A 20,896-nucleotide genomic window follows, 5' to 3' on the forward strand; every position below is an offset into this window, starting at 1 on the left:
CCGAAATCGGGCCCCGCGCCACCGGGAACGGGATCATTTCGAAGATGAGGGCGACTCATGGAACCGCCGGGATCACCTGAAACCTTCGGTTTGCAGGCCTTGGAGCCCTACGCGACCGCCTGCGCGAGGTCGGCGGCCGACTCGAGCTTGCGACCGGTGAAGGTCAGGAGGCTCGACGAATCGTGGATCCGGGGCTCGGTCCGCAGGTGGGCGCGCTCGGTGAGGAACGACACCAGGTGGTCGAGGCAGCGGAAATAGAGCGGATCATGAAGCATCGAGGCCCGGTCACGCGGGCGATCGAAGTCGATGCTGAGGATCTCGCCGATCGTCGCCGCCGGGCCGTTGGTCATCATGACGACCCGGTCGCAAAGGAACACGACCTCGTCGACGTCGTGGGAAACGAGGACCGTGGTGATCTTCTCGCGGTTGAGGATGTCCAGCATCACGTCCTGGAGCTCCATCCGGGTCAGCGAATCGAGGCGGCCGAACGGCTCGTCGAGCAGGAGGACCTTCGGCTTGAGGGCAATCGCACGCGCGATGCCAACCCGTTGCTGCATGCCTCCCGAGAGTTCGCGCGGATACTTCTTCATCGAGTCCGCGAGGCCGACCGACGACAGGGCATACTCGACGATCTGCTGGCGTTCCTTCTTCGAGGCATGGGGATAGACGTTCTTCACGCCCAGCATCACGTTGCCGGCGGCGGTGAGCCACGGCATCAGGCAGGGGGATTGGAAAACCACGGCGCGGTCCGGTCCGGCACCTTCGATCTCGCGACCATCGACAACCACGCCGCCGTCGGAGATCGGGTTCAGGCCGGCGAGCATCGTGAGCACCGTCGACTTGCCGCAACCGGAGTGGCCGATCAGTCCGACAAATTCGCCCTGCTCGATGTTCAGGTTGAAGTCGACGACGGCTTTGAAGTCCTCGCCGTAGGGATTCGGGTAGAGCTTCGCGAGGTTGAAGATTTCGACGGATCGCATCGGTTTGGATCGGTTGGGAAATTGGAGCGGGTTCATCCGGTGTTCTTCCACTTGAGGCCTCGGATTTTCGACGGCGCCTTGAAGTCGCGCGGGGCGATATCGGGCATCTCGATGATGTTGCTGCCACGCAGTTCGCGTGCCTCCTTGTTCAGACCGACAAGATAAGAGGTGATGTCGGCCTTGAGGCGCTTGTATTCAGGCAGTTCGGTGAGGGTTCTCCGGTCGCGCGGTCGCTCGAGCGTCACCGGGAATGCCTCGGCAAGCGTAGCCTTCGGGCCCATCGTGAGGGGCACGATGCGGTCGGCCATGATGATCGCCTCATCGACATCGTTGGTAATCATCACCACCGTCTTCTTCTCCTGCTCCCAGATCTGGAGGATCTCGTCCTGCAGTACCGAGCGGGTCAGTGCGTCGAGGGCGGAAAGGGGTTCATCGAGCAGCAGGACCTCCGGCTGCACCGAAAGGGTGCGGGCGAGCGAAACCCGCTGGCGCATGCCGCCTGAGAGTTCGTGCGGGCGTTTGTCTCGGGCCGGGGTGAGGTGGACCATGTCGATGTAGCGCTCGACGTGTTCCCGGAGCTCGGCCTTCGACTTCTTCGGGAACACCTGCTTCACCGCGAGGTGGATGTTTCCATAGACCGTCAGCCATGGGAGCAGCGAGTAGGACTGGAACATCACGCCGCGGCGCGGGCTCGGACGGGTAACCTTCTCGCCGGCCATCCGGACCTCGCCGCCGGTCGGCGGAAGGAGCCCGGAAAGCATATTGACCAAGGTCGACTTGCCCGAGCCCGAGAACCCGATGACCGCCACGAATTCGTTCTCCGCAACCGAGAGGTTGATGTCGGAGAGCACCTCGGTGCGATTGCCGGCGGGGCCGAAGGCGATCGATGCGTTGTTCAGTTCGAGGAATGACATGGAACTGCGGGTGAGTTGCTGCGGGATCAGGCGGTCGCGCTGCCATCGTCGAACGACACAAGGCGCTGGAGGAAGATCATGATGCGATCGAGGAAGAAGCCGATGATCCCTACCACGAAGCATGCCAGGATGATGTTCGCGAACGACTGCGACGAACCGTTCTGGTATTCGTCCCAGACGAACTTGCCCAGACCGTCGGAAGACGACAGCGCCTCGGCGGCAATCAGGACCATCCAGCCGACTCCGAGCGAGATCCGCAGGCCGGCGAAGACGAGCGGCAGCGAGGACGGGATGATGATCTTGAACAGACGCGACCAGAAACCGAGTCGCAGGACGTTGGCGACGTTGAGGTGATCCTTGTCGATCGACGACACGCCGAGCGCGGTGTTCACCAGCGCGGGCCAGAGGGCGCACATCGCCACCGTGCAGGCGGAGAAGATCATCGCCGGATTCGTCTGCAGGAAGGCGATCGGATTGACGATCCAGCCGAACCACTTGTCGTTGTTCAGGGTGACGAAGAGCGGATGAGTCTCCGGATCGGGGAAAAAGGCTCCGATGATGATCTGGAAGATCAGCAACCAGACGACGGGAGAAACGGGTCGGAAGATCGAGATGATCGGCGTGAGGCAGGCCATCACGATGCGGTTGAGTCCGCACATGATGCCGATCGGAATCGCCAGCGCGGCGGCGAGCAGGAAACCGACGAAGACGGTCGCGATCGAGCGCTTGGTCTGCCAGAAGATGGTGGCGGTCCGCGGATACGTCTGGGTCTTGGCGTCTTCGGCTCGTTCGGCGTTTTTGGCGATCGATTTCGCCTCCCGAACCACTTTCTTCGGGTCCTCCGCCGTAGCGAGCCCGGCGGTGCCTTCCTCGACCTTGGCGAGGTACTCGGCCTCCTTCACGTTGCGGTTCTCGTTGGTGAGGATGGCGATCCGCTTCTTGTAGTGCTGGACTTCGTCAGCGACGCGGTTGGCCGCCATCTGGGCCTCCTTCACCTCGCTTGGCGGGTTGGCGAGAACCTCGTCGATCTGGTCCTTGATCAGATCCTCCTTTTCCTTTTCGGCATCTTCGATAGCCTCGTTTTGGCGAAGAAGGGCCACCAGTTGCTCGGGTTGGGCCTCTTTGGCCACGACGGCTTCCGCGAGCTTCTCCATTTCGGCATCGCGGGTGTCTTCCGCCGCCTTGTGCACGGCCTTGAGTTCGTCGAGGTTGGCCTTCAGGGGAGAGAGTTTGCTTTCGGTCTCAAGCTTCGCTTCGGCGGCGACGGAAGCTGACTCTTTCGCAAGCCGCCCTGCTTCCTCTTCAAGTCTCGCAAGTTCGGCCTGGGTTTCGGCGAGGGTTTCCTCCCTCTCCGTGCCAGCGACAATGAAGTCATCGGCTTTCTCCTGCTGCCTTTCATCGAACCGGACATTGTCCTGATAGGCAGTCATCACCCGGGCCGGTGTCGGCACTTCGCCCGACTTCGTTTTGTGATTCGGTCCCATCACGGTCCAGACCGCGAGGCAGACGAGGACAAACACGATCGGCAGCAGCATGTACTTCGCGATATCCTGGACCTGCTTGCGCGGCTCTTCGCCGAAAAGCAGCCGGACGGGCGGGTCGAGGACCTTGAAGCCGCTGACGTCGATGCCCTTCAGCAGCCCGTACTTGATCTTGTCTTTGGTCGAATCAGCCATGGTGGTGAGTTGTTGGACGGATTCAGATAAGCCGTGTGCGTGCCAGCTTTGCTCGCCCGTGCAACGGCGGGGTTTATTAATGCGCCTGTTCCGGATGAGCGGCGCTCATGATGCGAGTGGACCCGGAGGCCGCTCGGGCCTCCGGGTCGTGTTCAAGGGGGTCGGGTGATGAGTTCAGCTGGCTGACAGGGACGGGTCGTCCTTGTTGCCGATCTTGTGGCTGTTCAGGTATTCGATCGGCTTCTTGCCGTCGTAGAGAATGCCGTCGATGAACTCGTCGGTCGGCTCCTTGTAGCCGTCGAAGTCATCGGAAGGAATCTCATCGGCGCTGAGCGAGCCTTCCTCGATCAGGTGCTTGGCAGCGGCCATGTAAACCTCCGGTAGGTAAACGCTCTTGGCGGTGTCGTGATACCAGGAGGCAGGCTTGGCTTCGGTGATCTGGCCCCAGCGGCGCATCTGGGTCAGGAACCAGACACCGTCCGAGAAGTAGGGGTAGGAGGCCTTGTATTTGAAGAACACGTTGAAGTCGGGCATCTCCCGCTTGTCGGTCTTCTGGAAGTAGAAGTAGCCGGTCATCGAGTTCTTGATGACGTCGAAATCAGCCCCGACGTAGTTCGGCTGCGACAGGATGCGGCAGGCTTCCTCGCGATTGACGAGCTTGCCGTCCTCTTGCGCGTCCAGCCACTTGCCGGCTTTGATCAACGCCTTGGTAACTGCGATCAGGGTGTTCGGATTCTCGTCGGCCCAGGCCTTGGTGACGCCGAAAACCTTCTCCGGATTGTTCTTCCAGATGTCGTAGTTGGTGGTCACCGGGACGCCGATACCCTTCGCGACGGCCTGCTGGTTCCACGGCTCACCGACGCAGTAGGCGACGTTCTTGCCCGACTCGAGCGTGGCCGGCATTTGCGGCGGTGGGGTGGTGGAAAGCTCGATGTCGCCGTCGGTGAAGCCCTTCAGGTCGGTCGAGGTGTACATCCCCGGGTTGATGCCCGCCGCGGCCAGCCAGTAGCGGATCTCGTAGTTGTGGGTGGAGACGGGGAAGACCATGCCCATCGGCAGCTTCTTGCCGTCTTCCTTGGCTTCCTCGACGATCGGCTTGAGCGAGTCGGCGGTGATCGGGTGCTTCGGAGTCGGTGTGTCGAGCGACTCGTCATTCTCCTGCATCTGCTCCCAGATCGCGTTGGAAACGGTGATGCCGTTGCCGTTGAGGTCGAGAGTGTAGGGAGTGACGATGTGGGCCTTCGTGCCGAAGCCGATGGTTGCGGCGATCGGCTGGCCCGACAGCATGTGGGCGCCGTCGAGTTCGCCGGTGATGACGTTGTCGAGGAGCTGCTTCCAGTTCGGCTGGGCGATCACTTCGACCTGCAGGCCTTCTTCCTCGAAGAAGCCCTTTTCCTTGGCGATGACGATCGGCGCGCAGTCAGTCAGCTTGATGAAGCCGAACTTGAGCTCGTCCTTCTCGACATCGAGTTGCTCGGCGTGGAGCGAGGAGCCCACGGCGAATGCGGTGATGAGGATTGTGTTGCGGATTTTCATGGTAATTGACGGTTCAGAGTCATCCGTCATTCAGCGGCTCATGTGCCACGGCCGTGCGGCGCGGGGAAATGGCCGCCGCCACTTTCTCATTCCTGCCATGAAGGCGGATCATGCCGCGCTCAGGCGGGCAGAAGTGCCTTTTCCGAGGCCCGGAAAAGATCCTGACGGTAGAGGCGGGTCAGGGAGCCGCCGGTAATGGTCTCGGGGACCAGGCCGACCGAGCGCATCCCGGAGAGGAACCACGATGCCTTGTCGGTGCTCGGGCAATTCAGGTCGGTGCCGTAGAAGATGTGGAAGTCGGACGCATCGAGATCGCCGCGGCCGCTGAGGAAGACCGGTCCGAGGCTGTTGTGCAGCGTCTTTTTCGAGCACCCGGTGTAGCTCGGCCGTGCGAGCAGGTCGACGAGTTCATCGCGGAAGTCCGGGTCCTGGCAAATGCGGCAGGCGTGGAGTAGGGCGGCGCCGAGCGCGATTGCCTCGTCGCGTCGCTCACCGACAAAGGTGCCGTCAATCAGCAGCACTTTTTCCGGATGGCCAGTGGCAAGCTCGGAAGAGGTTGCCGGACACCAGGCATTGCCGGCGAGGATCGCCTCGGAGTTCCACGGTTCACCGACGCAGTAGCCGTCGATATGGCCGGCCGCGAGGTTCTGGGGCATCAGCGGCGGCGGCAGGAACACCAGCTCGAGATCGCGGCCCGGTTCGAGTCCGTGCCGACGCAGCCATGCGTGGAGCAGGATGTGGTGGGACGAGAACCGATGGGCGGCGGCAAAAGTGATCGGGCGGGTCTTCTTCCACCGGTGCTGGACGAATCCGGCCAGGCCCTCGCCATTGCGGATGATGTCCTGCGGAAGCTCGTTTGAGAGCGTGATCGCGTTGCCGTGCGCGCTCAGGATCAGCGGCACGGAGACTTCGCGGCGAAGCTTGCTGAGACCGAGTGCCAGGTAGAAGGCCAGCCCGGCGATCGACTGGGCGGCGTCGAGTTCTCCGTAAAAGAGCATGTCACGGACGGTTGCCCACCCCGGTTGGCGCGAGAGCCGGACGTTGAGGCCGTATTTCTCGAAGATTCCAAGCTCATGAGCGACCGCGACTGGTGCGCAGTCATTGAGAGGCACGAAGCCGAGACGGATGGGCGAGCGGGAATCCACCATGGGAGAGGACGCGTCTAGCTTAAAGAATGCCAACCCTCCGCCTTTGGCATAAACCATGCTGGACCCACGCGTCCCTGTGGATGAGTCGAGTTCATGAGTGAGCTGCTTCCGGATCTTCGTCAGCTGAGGGCCTTTGTGGCAGTCGCCGACGAAGGCAGCTTCACCATGGCTGCGAAAAAGCTGTTTCTGACCCAGTCGGCGATCAGTCACTCGATGAAGGCGCTGGAGGACAGCATCGGCTGCAAGCTGCTGTCGCGGCTCGGAAAGAAGACCGTTCTGACCGGCGAGGGGGCGGTGCTGCTGAAGCGCTGCAGGACCATACTGCAGGAATTGGAGCAGGCCGGACGCGAGCTCGACGGGATGAAGCGGTGGGGCCAGGCGCGGATCCGGATCGGTGCGCCGCATTCATTGTGTCAGTTTTTGCTGCCGACCGTTCTCCGGGAGTTCCGCGATTGTTTTCCGCGCTGCGAGCCGTCGATCGAGGCGGGTGACACCGCCGGCCTGATCGACCGTCTGGCCGACCACGAACTCGACGTGGTGCTCGGGCTGAAACCCAAGGAAACGGACGATTACGAGTCCCGCACGATCTTCCGTGACGAAATGGTGTTCGTGCTGCCACCGGTCCACCCGTGGCTTGAGACCGGTGAGCCGACACCGTCGGACCTCGAAACGGTCCAGTTCATCATCTACGCCAAGGCCACCGAGACGCATCGTCTTGTGGAGAGGCACTTCGAGAGAATGGGGGTACGCCCCCGGGCTCCTCTGGTCCTGGGTGACATGGAGGCGATCAAGGAGATGTCGAAGATCGGCATGGGAGTGGGTGTGGTGGCCCCATGGGTCGCACGACGCGAGCTTCAGGAGGGGACGCTGGTCGCAATGCCGATGGGAGCGGAGTCGCTCGAGAGGGAGTGGGCGGTCTTCTGGAACAAGGGACGCCCGATGAGTCTCATCGAAGAAACCTTCGCCGGAATCGCGGCGATGGTTGGCGAAGCGCTCGGCGACGCGCCGATCCAATATCAGCCGCCGAGGTAGCTCATCTCGGCCTTCGCCTGTGTGGTTTCGCCACGCAGTTCCGAGTAGCGGTCAGTGCGCTCGCTCCAGATTCCGGCGAATGCCGCTGCAAGCGTCGAGTCCGGTGCGCCACCCCGAAGTAGGGGCCTGAGATCATGCCCGGTCGGATTGAAGAGGCAGGTGAACGCGTGCCCGTCGGCGGAAAGCCGGAGTCTGCTACAGCTTTGGCAGAAGGGAGCGGTGACGGATGCGATCACGCCGATCTCGGCGTCGCTGTCGGCGTGGCGCCAACGTGTCGCGGTTTCTCCCGTGTGATTGGGTGGAAGGGCAACCAGCGGATGGCGCGAGCGGATGCGATCGAGAATCTCGGCGGCGGGGACCACGTGTTCCGTGGACCAACCGTTGGTCTCACCGACATCCATGAACTCGATGAAACGGAGAGTGACGCCGCTGTCCTTCGCCCAGTCGACGAGCGGAAGGATCTCGGATTCGTTCACATCCTTCTGCACCACACAGTTCACTTTGACGGGGAGTCCGAAGTTCGCTGCCGTGGAGATGCCCGCGAGCACCCGGTCCACTTTCGCGCCGACGCCGTTCATTCGCGAGAATACAGTGGGATCGAGCGCGTCGAGGCTGACCGTCACACGGCTGAGTCCCGCCAGCGCCAAGGCCTCGGCATGATGGGCCAACAGAACGCCATTGGTGGTCAGTGCGATGTCATCGATCCCGTCGACCGTCGCCAGCATCGCCACGAGGTCGGCGAGTCCGCGACGTAGCAACGGTTCGCCGCCGGTCAGGCGGATCTTGCGAACGCCCAGCTTGGTGGCGATCCGTGAAATCCGGTGGATTTCCTCAAAGCTGAGGATCTCCTCTCGAGGCAGGAATCGGTAACCCGGTCCGAACACTTCGGCGGGCATGCAGTAGCGGCAGCGGAAGTTGCACCGGTCGGTGACGGAGATCCGCAGATCACGAAGTGGCCGACCTCGTAGATCGCGGGTCGGCTGTGGCGGGGGATCGGTCACGGTCGGAAGATGGAACCGGTGGGGCCGGCGTGCCAGCGGGAAAAGAAACGGGTCCGGGAGATGCGCCCCCGGACCCGTCGAGTGGCAACCGATGCTGGATTAGAAGGTGTAGTTCAGCTCGATGCTGAAGCGGGTGGTGTCGAAGGGAGCCGGATTGATCACGAGCGGATTGCCGGTCGGGCCTTCGGAGTCGAAGTAGGCGAACTTGGCGATCGCGAGGAAGTTCTCGCTGAACTTCTTCGCCAGCACCGCGTCGTATTCCCAGCCGTAGTCGAAGCCGGAACCGTTGTCACCGAAGACGTGGACGGTCTGGTTGAAGTTCAAGCCCCAGAACGGCAGCGGGGTGGCGTGGGTGAGGTAGAGGTCGCTGATGCCGGGGTTCCGGGTCAGGCCGATCCGGGTGCCGATGAACGCGTCGGCGAAACCGTTGAAGGCGTGCACCGTGGCGAGCGGCGTGACGAAGTCGGCATCGAGGTATTCGTAACCGAGCGTGAACGTGTGGGTGCCTGCCTTGGCCGATGCCTTGAAGTGTGCGTACCAAGCGTCGTCCGGCTTGAAGATCGGCGAGCTGCTGGTGTCGGTCTGGTAGGCGATTTCGCCATAGAGCGTGACCGGGCCGATCGGGGTCTCACCGCTGATGCCGTAGGTGTTGTTGCTGACGTAGCCGGCGTTGGCCGCCGTCTCGTCGAAGTCCATCAGGTAGGCGTAGCCGGTGATCGTGGAATCCCCGAAGCCCGAGTAGGAGGCGTTGAAGAGGTGGATGTCGCCGGCGAAGTTGCGCAGGGGGCCCATCGCGTCGGAGCCGAAGATTCGGTTGGCGCGGTTGGCATACGCGTAGAACAGCGTGAGGTCTTCGATCGACGTGTTCGTGATACTAAACGCATCGTAGGTTTGCTCGTTCTGGCGCCATCCGACGTTGCCGATGAAGGCGGCGTTATCGAGGATAATGCGCTGGCGGCCGGCCTTGAACACGGTGTCGAAACCCTTGTACTGGATGTAGGCCTGGTTGAGCTCGTTGTTCTCGGGGTCGAGGATCGGCGTGCGGCTCGGGTCGTGCGGTGAGGTCGCGGCGCCCGGACCCGAATCGTAGGAATCGTCGATGGCCTGGAGGAATTCCCCTTCGACCAAGGCGCTGAATCCGTACCAATCGCGGGTCACCAGTCCGACACGTTCCCGGACCGTGAAGGCGGTCGAGGAGCGCAGGGCGGGCGAGTCGATCGATCCGTACTCGTAGCGGGCGCGGATGTTGAGGGTCGGCTTGATCCATGGCTCGGCCGGCGGCGGTTCGACGGCGGGCTCAGGGGTCATTCCGGCGTGGGCCGTGGAGACGGCGACAACTGCGAGGAGGCGGTGTGCTTTCATGGCGAGTTACGCCAGAAAGGGAAGCGGGTCGCCTGCCAGACATGCCCGACCGTCAAATTCGGTAGGCGAAACTTTACGCAAGCCGCCGATGAGTTCGGCTCATGGGTGGGGCCGCCGGATTCAGGGGATGAACCGGATCGATCCCGGGTAGCGGAACCACTCGCCGCGGTTCGCGGCGGTGCAACCAAGGACGGATGCCACGACGGCAAGGACCCAGAGAACGAAAAGAACGGGGAGCAGGAGCAGGCCGATGAAGAAGAACATCAGGACGAAGGTGATCGATCCGAGCACGAAAAAGTAGAGCAGTTCCGAGAGCTGGAAATTGAGGGCTTCCTTGCCGTGATGGTTGATGTAGGCCGACTCGTCCTTTTTCACGAGCCACAGGATCAACGGTCCGATGAATCCGGTCAGCAGCCCGAGCAGATGGCAGAGCATCCCGAGCGTGCGCTCCTCCTCGGTCGGCACGGGGGGTGCGACCGGATTGGCGGGAAGCATCGGCGGCGGTTGGTCGATCATGGCGCGGCAGTGATGAAGTCGACGAGGTCGGTCCGGGACTTCTTCAGGTCCGGCGGATTGAGGTAGAACATGTGTCCGGCGTCGTACTCGGTCCGCTCGATTCGCTTCAGCCCCGACTCGGGAAGCTCGGTCATCTGGCGGATCGAGTATTGGATACCGGCGGGAGGGGTAGCGAGATCGCAGGCTCCTTCCATGACGAGAACCTTGAGGTAGGGGTTGTCACGCATCGCCTTGGCGAGGTTGCCGGAGAGGTTCACCACCGAATTGTTCGCGCTCCAGTTCCACGGGTGGACCTTGCCGGTGAGGATTTCGTACGGAGCCTCCTCTTCCCAGCCGAGCTCTTCGCTCAAATAGGAAAGCATCGCGGTCGAGTAGGCGCCGAAGGCCAGCGAGAACGACGGGTCGTAGCTCGGATAGTCGTCGGCCGCGCTTTCGGACGGCCACGCGACCCGGGCATCGAAGCGTCCGACCGTCTTGCCTTCGGAACGCAGCAGTTCGGCGCGGAAGCGAGACGGATCGAGGCGCAGGTCGAGATCGAGCAGCAGTTGCGTGTCGAGCGAGGTGAGTTCGGAGAGCCGCTTGGCGACCTTCTGCTTCTCTTCACTGCTGATGGCGTTGCCCTTGAGCAAGGCGAGCGCGTAGTCGCCGAACGCGAACTCGTCCGCCTGCTTGATGAGGTCGTCGCGTTCGCCCTTCAGCTTGCCGTGATAGTGAGCGACCGCAGCGAAGGTCGGCAGGTAGACCGAGTACATTAGCGCATCGCCATCGGCCGGGCGGAGTGTGCGGAAGTCGAGCAGCGAGGAAAGCAACACCACGCCGTTCAGGGTCATGCCGTAGCGGCTCTGGAGGTGTTCCGACAGGCCGGCCACCCGGATCCCGCCGTAGGACTCGCCGAGGAGATACTTCGGCGAGGACCAGCGGTCGTTCTCCGTGACCCAGCGACGGACGAAGTCGCCGATCGACTCGACGTCCTCACGGACGCCGTGGAATTCCGACGGCTTGGTGTCCTTCTCGGCGCGGCTGTAGCCGGTGGATACCGGGTCGACGAACACAAGGTCGGTGACGTCGAGAATCGAGTAGGGATTGGAAATCAGTCGGGCAGGCGGCTTCGGCGCATCGACGCCGTCGCCGGGCAGATCCACCCGGTAGGGTCCGAGCATGCCGAGGTGGAGCCACACGGCGGATGATCCGGGCCCGCCATTGAAGGCGAACATCACCGGACGCTTCGACGGATCCTCGGTGCCTTTGCGAATGTAGCTGACGTGGAAGACCGCGGCCCGGGGTGTCCCGTCGTCCTTCTTGATCTGCAGCTTGGCGGTGGTCACCTCGTAGTCGACCTTGGTGCCGTCGATCTGGACCGTGCCTTCGCGGGTGACGGGCTCGGCCACCGCCTCCTTTTTGTCCTTTTCCGCAGGGGTGTCCTTCTTCGCGGGTTTCTCGGGCTTGTCCTGGCCGAAGACGGCGAGGCTGGTGATCAGGAGCAGGGTGAGGGTGCGCATGCGTCGGAAGTTAGCGGTCTGGATTTCGAAGGCAAGAGCGGCACGGGAGGGCGGGAGTGTGCCGGAATCGCCGCATGTACAAAGAAAAAGCCGGGCTCCCATACGGTGAGCCCGGCTTGTGATCGAAACGATTCGCTTAGCGAGCCGCCCGGGTGGTTCCACCCTTGGTGGTGTTGACCGGGAAGCTGATGGCAGTTGGAACGGACATGGTAATTACGGGCAGTTGGTTTTTTGAGCGAGCGACGTGCTCGATGTTGGTAGGACCATACGCCTGTCCTCAACTGCCTGCATTACGAAGAGGGGAACTCACCTTGTGATTTTGCGAAGGCTAGTTTCGCCATGTTTTCCGGTAATCTCCGGGGGTTTGGCCGGTTTCCCTGCGGAAAAGGTGGCTCAGGCGCTCCGAGTGTTCGAAGCCGAGCACGTCGGCGATATGGGCCAGTGTGTAGTCGGTTTCCTTGAGGAAGCGCTGGATCGACTCGACGAGGCTCTGGCTCAGATGCTGGCGGGGAGTCTTGCCGGTGGCCGCCTTGACCCGTTGCTCGAGAAGCCGCCGCGAGACGTGGCATGCCTGGGCCAGAATCTCGATCGTCAGGGTGCCGGGACGCTGCTGGCGAAGAAGTTCGAGGAATCGCCGGACAAGCGGATCGCTGACCGCCTCCAGCGCACTCGACTGGCGGATGACGAGGCCCTTCGGTTGGACGAGGCGCTCGAGTTCGATCGAGTCCGGCTCGTTACCGTTCATCATTTCCTCGAGCCACGACGCAGAGAGGAAACCCATCCGCGCGATATCGGGATCAATGCTTGAGAGCGGGATCCGCGCGGTGGCACAGAAAATGGGATCGTTGTCGACACCGACCACCGCGAGGTCTTCGGGAACGGCGATGCCGAGATTGAGCGCGGTATGGACGGCGCGGTAGGCGACCTCGTCCCAGCAGCAGAAGAGCGCGCACGGCTTCGGCAGGGACTTGATGAAGTTCGCGTCGCCCTTGTGCAGCGTTTCGAAGCTCCGCTCATCACGCTCCGGCGTGTGGTGAAGGAGTGTCTCGAACCCCTGGCTGGCAAGATACTCGGTGAAACCCGCCTCACGTTCCAGAGAGACCGGATGGTCGCTGTAGCCGAGAAAGGCGAAGTCACGGTGGCCCTTGGCAATCATGTGCCGGGCGGCGATCTCGGCAACGATGCGGTGGTCGCTGTCGACCAGCGGCAGAGGGTTTCCTCCGTGCCCGCTTTCGGTGCCGAGGTTGATAACCGGAATGCCGCGCTTCCGAAGTTTGAGCGAGTGGGTGGGCGACGGGCTGGTGGTAATCACTCCGTCGCCTTCGAAGTCCTCCAGCCAGGTCGGCTCGGCGGTGTTCTTGCCACGATACTCGAAAAGCACCTGCCAGTCGTGCAGGCGTCCGAAGCGGGCGATACCCGAAATCAGGTTCCTGCCGTACTGGGTGGAGGTCTCGATGATGACCGCGACGTGCTTCACTCGGAGGAAGTTGACGGCTCAGGCGTCGCTCCGCAACGGGCGAGCGTGACTTTCCGGCGGGGGCTCAATGGATCGATGCGAGCCACTCCGCCACGCCCGTCACGTAGTCGGGAATCGGGTTCAGTTCCGTCGCTGCCGCGATCGTGTTCTTACGATACTCCGGTTCGAGAGCCGAGATGGCCGACTTGGCGCGTTCGCGCAGTGACTCGAAAACGGCACCGCTGTGGCGCTCGGATTCGAACTCGAAGGGATGCGCGACCACGAAGTGGACCCACATGCGGCCGAGCGTCTCGGGATCGTCTTCCGACCAGAGCGCAACGACTTCGCGGGCGGCGTGGTAGCGCTCGCCCACAGGGCCTTTGAATTTGCCGCCGGAGTAGGAGGCTCCGTCGCCATCGGGGAATCGCGGGCCTTCGCTCGCGAGCGGGCCGATTTCGGGTGCCAGATTCCGCAGGTCGAGGGCGAGGGCGGAGAAGAAGACGTCATTCATCATGCCATCGCTCTTCTTCAACCGCGGACGGATGAGCCGGGCGAGTCGCGGGTCCTTCGGAGCGGAGTCCTTGGTCAAGATATGCAGGGCCTCAATGGCCGCCCTGAACGATCCGTAGCGCGCTTCGCCGACGGCAGCGATGGCGTCGAGTCCATCGTCTCCTGCGGGCAACTTCGACAGAGCCATGATCGCCGATCCTTGGGTCGTCATGCCATACTTGCCCTCTTGGGGCTCGCGGACTTCATCGATCATCCCTCGGGTGAACTCCTTCTCCATCTCGTCCCCGAGTTCCATCAGCGAGAGCACGCGCATCGCCTCACCACGGCGGATGTAGTCGATGTCCTTGTCGCGGATCAGCTCCATCAGGACCGGTGCGCATCCGGCCGCCTTGCCGTCTTCCTGCTCGAGGTGGAAGTCGGTGATCTCGATGATCAGGTCCCGGCGTTGCTTGTCGGTCAGCGAGTCGATGAGCTTGGCCGCCGCCTGCGGACGCCCCGCGGCGAGCGTTTCGATCAGCGAGCGCTTCTCTTCGAGTGCCGCGGCACGGAACTGTTCGGTAAGCAGGCCGGCCCATGCTTCCGGATCGGTTCTCCGGAGTTCGAGAAGTGCCCAGCGCGCGTGGGGCGAGTCGTCCATGACCGCCTGCATCAGATTGGCGGGGTTGCTGGCGAGTTGAAGTTTCTCGACGGTCCATCCCAAGGGCTCGCGGAGGATGGCCGCACGGTCGAAACGCCGGGCCTTCCGCAACTCAAGCAGCCGCTCGTGTGCCTGCTTGTGCTCGTCCGGTTCATCTCCCAGCGGCGCTCCGAAGTGGTCGCGCTCGAAGCGCTTCTCGAGTTTCCTGAACTCTTCGTCCTCCGGGCCGGGTGGGGGCAACGAGGCGAGAATCGCGTCGAGTTCGGGCTTCAGTTCGACCAATGCCTCGTTGCCGGCGGCCTCGGCGACCTCGTGGATCATCGACGCCGGCAGGCCATCTTGCTCGAGCATTCCGGACAGGGTTTCCTCCAACTGTTGGCGGATGTCGTCGCCTTCGCGTCCCTTCAGCCGTTCGTCGGTCGGAGTCACGAGCGACTGGGCCTCCAGTTCGGGTGCAACCTCCCATCGATCGCCGAGGTGGTCCGGCAGAGCTTGGCGAAGGAGGAAGTCGATCAGATTGATCGCGACCGTGCGGTTGTAGTCGGCGTCCCAGTTCTCGGTCAGGCTGCGAGTGGCCCAGACGGTCTCTGAAATGAGCTCGGAGGGCGCGGCTTCGTCCGGGTGGATCTCAAGTGTCCCGAAGCCGTCGGCTGTCGACATCGAGCCGAAGGTGCGGTCGTCCGATTTCGGATTCCATGAGCGGACGCGATCGAGCCAGAAGAGGGTGTCGGCGAGGAAGCGCGCTTCCTTTTCAGAGAGGGGAATCAGGCGGGCACCGTGGGCCGGTTGGTCCGCCCAACGATTTCGTCCGACGACTCCGATCGAGTTGTATTCGGTGACGGCCAGCAGCGGCTCGTCAGATCCGAAACGGAGGCCGAAGCTGCGCGTGCTGAGGCTGTAGCAACCGGCCGACCTCCAGCGGTAGACCAGCCACCCACTTTCCGGGGGTGCGATGTCGCCCCGGTCGTCGATGGCCAGCTTCCACGAGCGGCGGTGGGCCGGAAGGCGGTTGAGATCGGCGAACGCCAGCGCGGCCGCTTTGGGATCCTTCCCCCAGAAACCGTCGGGAACGGCAGTTTCGGGAGCATCCGGATCGCCGAGGAAGCTGTCGGCACGTCGCTTGCCGTGGAAAAACTCGGCAAGCGCCTCGTCATCGGCCCCCTTGAGGGACCGGTATTCGAATGCCGCCTGCTTCGGCGCCGGCGGCCCTTCGTCGTCATCGGCATCGGCGATCTCCGGGTCGTCGACGAGCGGATAGCCGAGGCCTCCGGCTTTCGCGATTTCGGCAAAGGTTTCGCCTTCCTTCATCACCCGGACGTGAGGGTGGGGCGTGTCGGTGAAGTAGCCGGACTTCTCCTTGTCCCAGCGGAACACGACCTTTCTGGCTTCCTCATCGGACGCGGCGTCCTCCGGGCCGAAGGCGATCTCGGGAATGCCGTCGTCGTTGTCGTCGTAGCATTCGAAGGTCCAGTCGTTGGCGTCATCCGCGCGGCGGGGATGCCAGTTGAAGATTACCCGGAACCACTCCCGCGACTCGGTCTCGATGCTGTCGATCGCGAAGGCCTCGACGGAGTCGTCCTCGGCCTCGCGCACGCCGTAGTTGGTGGATTGCGCGACATCGAGGATGCCGTCGCCATCGAAGTCGAAGACATACCCCGGATCGATGTAGTTGTTGCCGCCGAAAGGCCTCAGCTCGTCGCCGTCGCCGTCGAACACCATCACGTGGGCGTCGGACAGCGGATCGAGGGTGGCTTCGAAAGATGCCGGAACCGCCGCCTCGTCCGGGTCATCGCTGCCGGCGAAAAGCGATTCGGTTTCCTCCGCATCGTAGTCCTCGGGCGAAGTGTAGCGGTCGCTGAAGTCGAACCGCCGGTGCGCGAGCAGCAGATGGATGTCAGCCTTCCCGTCGGGCTGCGGACAACGCAGGAGCCGGTAGCCGGTGAGGATGTGTTCCTTTCCGTCGCAGCCGCTCAACCGAGCGGCTTCCGCAGCGCCCGTCTCCGGCTTCCGTAGTAGATCGAGATCCGCGTGGAGGAGCGGTTCGTCGGCCGAGGCCAGTGACGCCGCTACGAGAATGGGAAATACGGCTTTGATCATTGGGTCAGGCTAGGGGGTGGGATTGGCAGGGGGCAAGTCCGCTTCGGGTGACGAGAACTCCACTCCGACCGTCAGGCTGACGAACGCGTTGGCCGGGCCGAAGAACCTGCCGCTCACCGGCATAACTCCGCGGGGGTGGTGACTTGTCCCCGTAACGATGTGCCGGTGATCGCAGGACTTGCCCGTCGTCGGGTCGAAACCCCTCCAGCCGAGCCGGGGGAAGTAGACCTCGGTCCATGCGTGGGTCGATCCCCGTGCGGCCCGGGTGGCCGGGCAATCGAGGTAGCCGCTGGCGAAACGCGCCGCGATGCCGAGATGCCGCAGCGCCTCCATCATCAGGGTGGCGAAGTCGCGGCAGGAACCGCTTTTCAGCGACAGCGTGGTATCCGGCGTCTGCACACCCTTCTGTTCCCGGCGCTGGTAGGCGAAGGACTCGAAGATGATTCCGGCGAGCCGGATGACGAATGACTCGGTGCTCGGGAACGTGCCGGGGTGGGGCAGGGTGGAGATCCACGAGCGGATCGCATCGGCTTCTTCCGTGTAGACCGGTGTCAGGTAGCCGGTGACGATCCCGTGCTCGAGGGTGTCGTAGGCGAGCGGATAGGTGCTGGGACTGTGGACCAGATGGGGAGGGGAAGCCGGGTCGAAAAAACGCCGGACGGTCACGTCGGACTCGACGATCAGTTCGGTTGCGGTGTTGGGGAAGGTCGCGTGGGCGATCGAGTTGCCGAAGATGTCGCGGGTCCAGACGATGGTGGCATCGGGGAATATGTTGAGCGACAGGTTCTCCACCCGCAGATCGTGCCCCTCACGTGGGCGGAGCACGAGCCGGTGAGGTTCGAAATTGACGGGGTAGGCATACCGGTAACAGGTCCGGTGGCGGATCCGGAGCAGGTGGTCGGTGACGGCAGGCGGATTCATGGCTCAAGCAGGATTGCCTTGCCGTCGAGCTCCGACTGTCCGAGCGGGGTGAAACGGTCGGCCGTGCACGAGACCATCTGCGTCTCCAGTTGCATCGCCCCGAAGATGGTGGCGACCGCGGCATCGGCGGCGTCGCGGCCGGTCGCGATACGGATCAGTCCGTTCGGGGAGGACAGCCGGGTGGGGTCGAAGATGAACCACTGGTTTCCGACGCAAGCCTCGAAGCAGGCGTGGAAGTCAGGCGGCTGCATGTTGCAGGCATAGCCGGCGAAATAGCGGGCGGGAATTGACAGTGCCCGGCACAGCGCGATCGCGAGGTGGGCGAAGTCGCGGCAGACGCCGGCACGCTGGGTGATGGTGTCGCAGGCCGAAGTGGTGGCATCCGAGGTGCCGGGGACATACTCGATATTGTCGAACACCCAGTCCGAGATCGCCCGGGCTTGGGCGAGCGGGTGATTGATGTGTCCGAAGCGACGGTTCGCCAGTCTTCCCAGGCGGTCCGACTGGCAGTAGCGGCTGGGAAAGAGGAACGGAAGGTGGCTGCGCTGCATGCCGCCAACCGGGATGCTGCTGATCTGGCGGATCAGTCGCGAGCCGGGGTTGGTCTCCGCCTTGACCTCGTAGGTTATGAGCAGATGGTCAAGGTCGCCGGTGTCGAGTCGGGCGAAGCGGCTCTCACCGGGTTGCTGGGGAAGAAACTCACAGGTCGCACCCTGCGTGATGGTGAATCGCTCGTCCGAGAGGATCTGGTTGGTGGTCGAGAGTGCGTGCAGGTTGAGCAGCATCGTGCTCCGCTGCTGGATTGTGTAGCGGAGCTCCGCCTGGATATGGAATGCCATCGCTGGCGACCATCGCCCAGAATGCACACCTGTGAAAGGCAGCAAACTTCCGGCCGCTTCAGTCGCGGGCCCGGATCATGCCGGCGACCGCCTAGTTCTGCCGCTGCTGCTGTTCTTCGATCCGGCGGTTGAGGTGGTTGCTCACGTCCTCGGGGAGTTGGGCGCTACCGATCCACGCGGAGGCTGCATCGAAGTCGCGACGCAGCCAGCCGTCGAGCATGCGGCGGTAGGTCGAGTCGCGTTCCTCGACGTCCTGGATGCGGCCGATGTAGTTGGCCGCCAGCGAGGGGTCCTCGCGGAAGGAGTGCCACGCGAACTGCTGGTAAACGCGGTCATCGGCATCGGCGGCATTGGCATCGAGGAACGCGGCGGCGGCCTGCGGGTCATTGGTCGCCATCTGGTTGGTCAGGCCACGCAGCGCGCTGGTCCGGAGGTCGCCTTGCGGGAGGTCGTAATAGTAGGAAGTCGCGGCATCGACATCACTGCGCGCCCAGGTCGAAAGCACGTCATCCATTGAGCGACGGGCAGCTTCGCCCGGATTGGAGGCGAGCCACTGGGCGGTGCCTTCCGGATCCTGACGGGCAAGCTCGTCGGCGAGGCGGCCGATCGCTCCGTCGCGGAGTCGTTCATCGGCCAGGGAGTTCACCCAGTCCTTCGCGGCATCGGCACCTTGGGCCAGAATCTGCGGCATGATCGCACCGAGCGCTTCGCCGCGTTCGCGGGAGTAAGGCAGATCGTTCATCAACTCGGTCGCGCGCACCGGATCATAGGCGGCGAGCCCGTTGATCACGCCGACCATCCAGGGGTTCGCGCCATCACCGTCGTGATTGGCTCCGGCCCACATGATCGCCGCCTCTGGATCGGTGGCCGCCCATGCCGCGAGGATCGTGTTGCGGGCGAACGGGCTGCCGGTGTTCTCGCTGGCGTAGTCGAGGGCGGCCAGCGGGTCGACTTTGGCCCAGGCGGTCAGGAGCATGCCGTACTCGGACATGTTCGACTGCTGCAGACCGGCTCCGCGCAGTTCCGCCACCACCGATTCGAACTGGTCGGCGTCGAGCGTGTTGATGAAGTCCAGCCAAGCCTGCGCTTTCAGGAGCGGATCCTTGCCTTGGATGATGCGCATCATCTCCTCGCCGGGGCGCTCCATGCGGCTGCCGACGGTCGTGTCGCGCTCGGTGCGTTCGCTGCGTGGCCGGGTCCGTTCTCCACCCGCCAAGGATCCAGAGGAGCCGGGACGGTCGGGACGTTGCGGGATGGCGGAGGCGTCCGCGGTCGGGTCGTCGGAGCCGGGTGCCGGCGATGACATGCGGCCGGCGAAGAAGGCGCCGACGGCCACAGTGGCCACGGCGGCAGCGGTGATGAGGTTTCTGGAGTTCATGGAGAAATACGGTCTGAGGTGGGAGATGGTTTAGTTCGCCACCTCGGTAGGAGGGTGAACAATGATTCGGGCGCCGGGGTTGTTCCGAATGTAAGCGAAGGCCCAGCCGAGCAGGACCGCCAGCTTGTTCCGGAAGCCGATCAGGAAAAGAATGTGCACAAGCAGCCACGCGGTCCATGCGGGGAAGCCCTGCAGACGCAGCTTGCCCGATTTCACCACGGCGGCGTTCTTTCCGATGATGGCCATCAATCCCTTGTCGAAGTAGCGGAACCCGGGGCGGAGTTCGTGTTTCTTTGAGGCATAGCGCGTCGTTTCGAGCCGGAGCTCCTCTTTGAGCACCGCGGCGATGTGCTCGCCCATCTGCACCGCCGCAGGAGCCACGCCCGGAACCGGCTTGCCGTCGAGATCGGTCATCCGCACGAGATCGCCTGCGACAAAAATTTTGGGATACTCCGGAAGCGACAGGTCGGGCTTCGGTGCAAGCCGGCCGGCGCGGTCGGCCGGCTCGACTCCGATGGCCCGGGTCAGCGGGGTCGCCTCGATTCCTGCCGCCCAGATGATGGCGGCCGACTCCAAGGTTCCGCCGTCGGTGAAGTGCAGCAGCTCCGGGTCGATTCCGTTCACCCGGCGACCGATCATGACCTCTACCCCGAGCGATTCGAGCCGTTCCTTGGCGTAGGCGCTCTGGTCTTCGTCATAGGCTTCGAGGATGCGCTCCGATCCCTCGATCAGCACCACTCTGAGTTCGGATGTGTCGATGTGCCGGAACTCGTGGCGCATCGAGTGCCGCACCAGATCGGCGAAGGCTCCGGAGAGTTCCACCCCGGTCGGTCCGCCGCCGACGATGGCGACAGTCATCAGTCGCCTGCGCTCGTCCGGGTCGTCCGTGCGTTCGGCGCGCTCAAGGTTGGCGAGCACGGTCCGGCGGACGGCTTGAGCATCGGCGAGTGTCTTGAGTCCGAGCGTGTGCTCTTCCCAGTCGTCATTGCCGAAAAACGAAGTCCGGGCCCCCGTCGCGAGCACGAGGTAGTCCCACGGATACGATTTGCCGGAGCGCCCGGTCGCCGTCTTGCCATTCGAGTCGATCGAACGGATCTCATCCATGATGACCGAGATGTTCGGCGCCTTTTCCACCACTTGGCGGATCGAGCGGGCGATGTCCGGAGCGGCCAGTGACGCGGTGGCGACTTGGTAGAGAAGGGGCTGAAAGAGGTGATGATTGGTTCGGTCGACGAGCGTGACGCTGAAATTTGGATTTTTCGCGAGCTTCCTGGCGCAAGAGAGGCCGGCGAAACCGGCCCCGAGGATGAGGACGCGGCGGGGTGCTTTGGGGTCGGGCATGCCCCAGACTCGCATGATTCACCCGAGGAGCAAGTGAGCCTCCGCCCGCGTTG

Annotated in this window: 16 protein-coding genes; 1 reads left to right on the forward strand and 15 read right to left on the reverse strand. The window is 63.3% G+C overall.

What is annotated here, in order from left to right:
- Positions 1-107: 107 nt before the first annotated feature.
- The 5 genes from HAHE_RS17430 to HAHE_RS17450 form a co-directional block, all read right to left on the reverse strand.
- The gene (locus tag HAHE_RS17430; RefSeq protein WP_338686228.1) at positions 108-980 is read right to left on the reverse strand and encodes an ABC transporter ATP-binding protein; all 873 of its coding nucleotides are present in this window, start codon (positions 978-980) and stop codon (positions 108-110) included.
- Between the two features lie 32 nt (positions 981-1,012).
- Positions 1,013-1,894: an ABC transporter ATP-binding protein gene (locus tag HAHE_RS17435; protein WP_338686230.1), complete on the reverse strand. Its 882-nt coding sequence runs from the start codon at positions 1,892-1,894 to the stop codon at positions 1,013-1,015.
- Positions 1,895-1,920: 26 nt separating this feature from the next.
- On the reverse strand, positions 1,921-3,570 hold the full coding sequence (locus HAHE_RS17440; protein WP_338686232.1) for an ABC transporter permease: 1,650 nt from the start codon (positions 3,568-3,570) through the stop codon (positions 1,921-1,923).
- 174 nt (positions 3,571-3,744) lie between these two features.
- Positions 3,745-5,106, reverse strand: a complete 1,362-nt coding sequence (locus HAHE_RS17445; RefSeq protein ID WP_338686234.1) for a CmpA/NrtA family ABC transporter substrate-binding protein — start codon at positions 5,104-5,106, stop codon at positions 3,745-3,747.
- A gap of 119 nt (positions 5,107-5,225) precedes the next feature.
- Positions 5,226-6,254, reverse strand: a complete 1,029-nt coding sequence (locus HAHE_RS17450) for a CmpA/NrtA family ABC transporter substrate-binding protein (RefSeq protein ID WP_338686236.1) — start codon at positions 6,252-6,254, stop codon at positions 5,226-5,228.
- A 93-nt stretch (positions 6,255-6,347) separates the two neighbouring features.
- On the opposite strand from HAHE_RS17450, the gene HAHE_RS17455 reads away from it, so the two are divergent.
- Positions 6,348-7,286 carry a LysR family transcriptional regulator gene (locus HAHE_RS17455; protein ID WP_338686238.1) on the forward strand — a complete coding sequence of 313 codons (939 nt, stop codon included), beginning with the start codon at positions 6,348-6,350 and terminating at the stop codon, positions 7,284-7,286.
- Here the strand turns inward: HAHE_RS17455 and moaA are convergent.
- The 10 genes from moaA to HAHE_RS17505 form a co-directional block, all read right to left on the reverse strand.
- On the reverse strand, positions 7,271-8,287 hold the full coding sequence (moaA, locus tag HAHE_RS17460; protein ID WP_338686239.1) for a GTP 3',8-cyclase MoaA: 1,017 nt from the start codon (positions 8,285-8,287) through the stop codon (positions 7,271-7,273). The genes HAHE_RS17455 and moaA overlap by 16 nt on opposite strands.
- Before the next feature lie 99 nt (positions 8,288-8,386).
- The gene (locus tag HAHE_RS17465; RefSeq protein WP_338686240.1) at positions 8,387-9,649 is read right to left on the reverse strand and encodes a hypothetical protein; all 1,263 of its coding nucleotides are present in this window, start codon (positions 9,647-9,649) and stop codon (positions 8,387-8,389) included.
- A 120-nt stretch (positions 9,650-9,769) separates the two neighbouring features.
- Positions 9,770-10,165, reverse strand: a complete 396-nt coding sequence (locus tag HAHE_RS17470; RefSeq protein WP_338686242.1) for a DUF4870 domain-containing protein — start codon at positions 10,163-10,165, stop codon at positions 9,770-9,772.
- Positions 10,162-11,664 carry a S10 family peptidase gene (locus HAHE_RS17475; protein ID WP_338686244.1) on the reverse strand — a complete coding sequence of 501 codons (1,503 nt, stop codon included), beginning with the start codon at positions 11,662-11,664 and terminating at the stop codon, positions 10,162-10,164. The genes HAHE_RS17470 and HAHE_RS17475 overlap by 4 nt, the downstream gene beginning before the upstream one ends.
- A 328-nt stretch (positions 11,665-11,992) precedes the next feature.
- Positions 11,993-13,141, reverse strand: a complete 1,149-nt coding sequence (locus HAHE_RS17480; RefSeq protein ID WP_338686245.1) for a DNA-binding transcriptional regulator — start codon at positions 13,139-13,141, stop codon at positions 11,993-11,995.
- A gap of 64 nt (positions 13,142-13,205) precedes the next feature.
- Positions 13,206-16,364 (reverse strand): hypothetical protein, encoded by a 3,159-nt coding sequence (locus HAHE_RS17485; protein WP_338686247.1) that lies wholly within the window; start codon positions 16,362-16,364, stop codon positions 13,206-13,208.
- A gap of 9 nt (positions 16,365-16,373) precedes the next feature.
- Positions 16,374-17,285, reverse strand: a complete 912-nt coding sequence (locus tag HAHE_RS17490) for a transglutaminase family protein (protein ID WP_338686249.1) — start codon at positions 17,283-17,285, stop codon at positions 16,374-16,376.
- Positions 17,282-18,124, reverse strand: coding sequence for a transglutaminase family protein (locus tag HAHE_RS17495; protein WP_338686250.1), 843 nt, complete (start codon positions 18,122-18,124; stop codon positions 17,282-17,284). The genes HAHE_RS17490 and HAHE_RS17495 overlap by 4 nt, the downstream gene beginning before the upstream one ends.
- Before the next feature lie 91 nt (positions 18,125-18,215).
- Entirely contained in the window at positions 18,216-19,502 is a 1,287-nt protein-coding gene (locus HAHE_RS17500) for a hypothetical protein (RefSeq protein ID WP_338686251.1), read from the reverse strand.
- A 30-nt stretch (positions 19,503-19,532) separates the two neighbouring features.
- The gene (locus HAHE_RS17505) at positions 19,533-20,843 is read right to left on the reverse strand and encodes an NAD(P)/FAD-dependent oxidoreductase (protein ID WP_338686253.1); all 1,311 of its coding nucleotides are present in this window, start codon (positions 20,841-20,843) and stop codon (positions 19,533-19,535) included.
- Between the last annotated feature and the right edge of the window lie 53 nt (positions 20,844-20,896).

Origin of the sequence: Haloferula helveola (genome assembly GCF_037076345.1) — a bacterium.
Taxonomy (GTDB): domain Bacteria; phylum Verrucomicrobiota; class Verrucomicrobiia; order Verrucomicrobiales; family Akkermansiaceae; genus Haloferula; species Haloferula helveola.